General features: G+C 52.6%; 5 protein-coding genes. All 5 read left to right on the top strand.

The genetic code is table 11. The features are described 5' to 3' along the window. Positions 1-168: 168 nt before the first annotated feature. The 5 genes from MDHKLMBL_RS20500 (at position 169) to MDHKLMBL_RS20485 (ending at position 4,661) form a co-directional block, all read left to right on the top strand. Positions 169-588 (top strand): antirestriction protein, encoded by a 420-nt coding sequence (locus tag MDHKLMBL_RS20500; RefSeq protein ID WP_091643496.1) that lies wholly within the window; start codon positions 169-171, stop codon positions 586-588. Between the two features lie 63 nt (positions 589-651). Then, positions 652-2,250, top strand: coding sequence for a DNA sulfur modification protein DndB (locus tag MDHKLMBL_RS20495; RefSeq protein WP_104272552.1), 1,599 nt, complete (start codon positions 652-654; stop codon positions 2,248-2,250). 53 nt (positions 2,251-2,303) lie between these two features. Beyond that, on the top strand, positions 2,304-2,726 hold the full coding sequence (locus tag MDHKLMBL_RS20490) for a L5-gp82 domain-containing phage-derived protein (RefSeq protein ID WP_482805320.1): 423 nt from the start codon (positions 2,304-2,306) through the stop codon (positions 2,724-2,726). Positions 2,727-3,649: 923 nt separating this feature from the next. Then, complete coding sequence (locus MDHKLMBL_RS21315) at positions 3,650-3,772, top strand: hypothetical protein (RefSeq protein ID WP_274540928.1); 123 nt, start codon at positions 3,650-3,652, stop codon at positions 3,770-3,772. Between the two features lies 1 nt (position 3,773). Next, positions 3,774-4,661: a hypothetical protein gene (locus MDHKLMBL_RS20485; protein WP_104272550.1), complete on the top strand. Its 888-nt coding sequence runs from the start codon at positions 3,774-3,776 to the stop codon at positions 4,659-4,661. Positions 4,662-4,812: the final 151 nt, after the last annotated feature.

Raw genomic sequence — 4,812 nt, 5'->3', positions numbered from 1 at the left:
TAGACGAAGATGCACAAAGAGGGCTGATTTATATGGGTTTTTATTCTTTGAAAGGTATACAAAGAGATTGACAGGAAGGGAAGGAAAACCGATAATAATCACATGGTCAGCGGGGTGCTGGCCACCGCGATACGCCGGCGGTCATCGAGGCGAGTTAGGATATTTGCTATGACTACTGCACAAGCTCTCCCTGAGTTTTTTACCCGTGTTCCGACCCTCCAACGCGCAGAAACAATGCACCAATACTGGGGCGATCGTTGCGTGAACCTGGAAATGTTTGTGTTCAGCTTCATGAACACCTTCAACGAAGCGTACAACGGTGGCTATTGGGATCTTAATATCACCTCGAATGACGCGCTTTATATGTCTCTGAGTACCGACGAGCCGGTGCGCTTGGTAAGCCCGCTGAACTATGCGGATGAAACCATGAGCGCTGATGCCGCTGGCCTGGTTCTGACCATTTATGCCAGTTCCTATGGAATGCACAAATTCCCGGAAGACGCATACCTCTTGGAAACCTACGACAAGCTAATGGAAGTCGTTGGTGACCATCCAGAGGCCTCCAAAATCTACCGTCTTCTCGACTAACCAGGAGGGGGCGAAAGCCCCCATGTTTCCGCCCGGAAACTCTCAGAACCAGAGGAAAATACCATGTTCTACGTTATTGCCTTGGAGCGCGTTACCATCACTAAGTCCTTCTCCGAGACTTTCGAGGAGGGAAAAATCATTAGTCGCCACAAGAGTCAGGAGACAGCCGACGAGCGTTGGCGAACCCTACAGCGGAAGGCTGATTATCCCGAGCGCATTGCCATGATTGACGCGCCTTATGGGCACGCTGTTGGCGATGTGGTCCCAAGTTTGGTGGCCCAGGCAAAGCAGGAGCGGCACGAGCGTTTGGGCTTGAGCCTGGCACGAGACCTAATTCTTCAAGAGCGAGGCACACCAATTGAGCGGCCGGATTTCTTCGCTTCCTGGTTGGAAGATCTTGGTCTGACTGTAGATGAGCTCAAGGCTGAGTTCGGAGAGCGCGCAGCAGCCAAGCTAGACGAGGAAGAGGCCCAGCGCCAGGAGTTTGCCGAGCGTATGGCGCGAATCAATGCCATCGAGGCTAATGTGTCGGAGCGCTCTGAGATCACTTACAGCTTCCCAGCCGTGAAAGGAATTCAGGCGGGCAATGAGTTCTATACCGCCCAGATTCCTTTTAAGTACCTGGTGAAGTTGTTTCGATTTGATGAGGATACCTTGCCACCTGAAGCGCGGGCCCAACGTCATCTCAATGAGCGCCATGCTCGGGATATCGCTGATTACATCCTTGAGAATCGTCACGAATACGTCCTGCCGGCAATTACGGCGAGCGTGAGCAGTGAAATGGCGTTCGAAGGTTTGCAGGTTTCTGGCGCCGGCGCTCGGGTGGGGGTTCTTCACATTCCAATGGACGCCGTAATGCTGATCAACGATGGCCAACACCGGCGCCGGGGCATCGAATTGGCCTTGGAATCCATGCCGATCCTGGGTGAGGAAACCGTCTGTGTGACTTTGTTTTTTGATCAGGGATTGAAGCGGAGCCAGCAGATGTTTGCCGACATCAATGCAAACGCCAAGAAACCGAGTAGCTCGCTGAGTGCTCTGTATGACCAGCGGGATCCGTTCAATGGGTTTGTTCTGGATCTGCTCAAAGAGATTCCTGAATTTCGGAGCCGGGTTGAATTTGAATCGGGCAGTGTGGGCCCGAAGAGCTTTAAGCTGTGGAACCTGGTGAGCTTCAAGAAATTCATTTCCAATCTGACCGACCTTACCAAACGGAGCATTGTCGATTACGACGAAGCCTACCTGAGAGACGCGAAAGAAGGCGTCATTCTTTTTCTTGAAAAGGCGCGCGCCCATGTACCGATGTGGGATCTGATGCTATCAGGGAAGATTTCCGCGCAGGAGCTACGTGAGCAATACGTGGTCGGGCATGCCGTGTTCCTGGAAGCCCTCGGGTTATACGGTGCTGAAATGGTGAACAAATACTTGGTGTATGGGAAAACGGAGGGCGTGGATAGGTTTGAAGCAATGGAAAAGCTGGAAAACCTGGTGCCAGATAGGACCGCTCCGGTTTGGGAAGGTCGGTGTGTGGTGGCTGGCCGGATGCAGAAAACATCCGATGGGGTCAAAGGTACTGCTGCCACTCTGATGGGGTTGTGCGGTATGGCCCTCACGCCGACAGTGGCCGAAACTGAAATGCGACTCGGTTCGCTGCTCAACTAGGGGAAAGGATCCGGCCGGAGTTTCCGGCCGGAAACTGATAGGGGAGGGGAGTGATGTTTGTGCCTTATAGGGAGCGAAGCGTCCAGGTCGGAATGAGAGTGCGCGTCTATCGCAATTTGTTAAAGCCGAATTTCTTTTCCATTCAGGCGATGGAAGGCCCTGATAAGGGCAAGGTGGTTGGCTACGCACGGGCCGTGGGTCTGGAGAATGTCCGGTTTGTCGTGTCCAAAAAAACATGGGAGAGAGTAATCTCCGAGGGCGTCCGCACCGTGTTCGCCTTTGCCGATGGTGCCCTAGTGGATTGTTTGGAAGCGCTACCGGCGGGATTCGATGAACGAATCACCTTGATGCCGTTTGAGCGCTGCTATTTTTTCAACCGACAGCGACCGGAAATTCCCGTCACCGAAGCCGCGCGCGGCTATCTTTTCGGTGCCGATTTCTGGGGCGCTGCCGAGCCCGCAGGGCTGGACCTTTAATGGGTCCAGCCCACCCTTCGGGAAAAGAAGGCACATCCTTCCGGCCACGCTTCGCTGGATGAGCTATTCGTTGATCCCGCGTTGCGGGACTAACCCCCCCCTCTAAATCCTGACTTCTCAGAGATCCCACCGCGCCGATATTTTTGAAATTCCAATCGGACTGCCTCACCACGCAAGATAGCCGTTCAATTTCTGCATTTCAGTAGCCCCGATATGAGGCGCAAAAAGCGACTCGCCAACTTTTTCAGTCCACGAAACCTTGTTGTATTGAAAGCTCTGAAAATCGTAAGGCCGGTCGCCGAAAGGACGGGGTGTTTCCGTTGATGTCGGTTAAAGCGAGCTTTTTATAAATAGAGATTACCTGGACCGAATTACGAGCAGGCAGTGGTGGGTGAATACGTTTTTGCAGCCTGAAGCGAGAACAGTGTCCAACGGTATAAATAGGTTAAGAAATATTGAAAGAGAGCGAGGTAATCGAATGAAAGAAAGCAAAGAAATAGATATCGGATTGAACAAGCTGGCTGCGACGATTGTCACCGTGGGCTTGGGCTCTATGGGAACGATGGTGGCATTTGGGGCTTCGACCTGGTGGGTAGTCGTACCTGTCTTAGTCGTGGTCGCGGGTTTGGCGATTTGCACTAGGTCATTTTGGTGGCGTCGCTGAATATCAGCGGCGCAAGCCTCAGCCGATCAGGGATTGGTTGTACCGATACTGTCGAATACCTATGGTTTCCCTGGGAAAATGCATTGTCGACGCACGAAAAGCCACAGTTACTAAATGAGTACTTTTCATGAACTATCAAAAATTATCTAAACTATTGTGTTAAAACATATAACCGTTAAATTTGGCAATTCTGTATTCTAGAGATCTGCGCGCAGTCAGTTTAAATTCGTTGCATGCTTGATAAACAGGAGCCTGCAACATGACCGATTCACCAACCTGGTTGGAAAGCTTTATCGCTGCAGCCAATGGTATGCCCACAGAGAATTTAGCCATACTCTCGATGGCCCTGGTGGCGCTCGCCGTGATTTATAAAGGACTTTGAGATGAGCGACGAAAGCACAAGTGTGAAGGCAGATCGCTTTTCGCCAATGCCCCGTCATTGGCTGGGCAAGGTGGGGGGCTCTCCTTGGCTTTTGGCAAGTGCGACACGTGTGGAGCGTTGGGAGGTGATGTTGGGGCTGCCTTTGCCGTTAGGGCTCCCTCGAAAGCCGACCCCTGGCGAGGTTATTGCCGCATTAAAGATCTATATTGCGTTGGTGGCGATGGCCGATGACAAGAAACAAGAGAGGAACGCGGGTAAGCACTGTTTGCGAACCACCTACGAGGAAATCCAACTGTATCTCAAGCTGTCCAGGGCGATGGTGTGCGAAGGTCTCAAACTGCTGGAAGCTGCAGACGCGATCGAACGGCTGGGGTACAAACCTCTGGTTTACAGAATCAAGGGGCTGGATCCGAAGAAGCCGGAGGAGTGGAAAGGACACGTCAAATTACCGAAGGGGCATTTGTTTGGTATGCGCCGCTACTCAAGTGACCTTCCCATCATGCTTGCGGATTATCCGAGTCGAGGGAAAGCGGCGATGAATGGCCTGGTGATATACCTGCTTCTGCTGTCAGTGTGTCAACGAGACACAAACGTTTCACTGATTTCTTACGATCAGATCCAGAAGCGAGCAGGGCTTTTCAGCAAGGATGTTCGGCAGGCGATCGATATTCTGGTCAATCACGATTTGATCTCTGTTCTGAGAGTGACGGACGAAACCACGCTTGAAGCATTTGGATTGCCTTTGCCTACTCAGGCGCTTAAAGGCAGCCCGAATGTGTATCTGATCAAAGGTGTGAAAGGGCGGAGGTACAACGAACGGATCAATACGTTGGGAGATTATGTGACGGTGGCAACCAGCCAACAAGCCAAGCAGGACTTCTCTCAGTGAGGCATGGCCTTTGGCGCGCCCTTCGGGTCGGGCTTCTCCGGGTTCGCTATTCGCTCATCCCGCGTTGCGGGACTGACGCCCTCCATATCCCTCGCGCTTCCGACCTCCGGCCGGTAAAGGATCCCCGCTGATCGCGGGGCCCCCGAAGTCG

Origin of the sequence: Marinobacter flavimaris, assembly GCF_002933295.1 — a bacterium.
Taxonomy (GTDB): Bacteria; Pseudomonadota; Gammaproteobacteria; order Pseudomonadales; family Oleiphilaceae; genus Marinobacter; species Marinobacter flavimaris.
The sequence above is the reverse complement of the archived record's forward strand: the minus strand, read 5'-3'. Positions and strand labels throughout refer to the sequence as shown.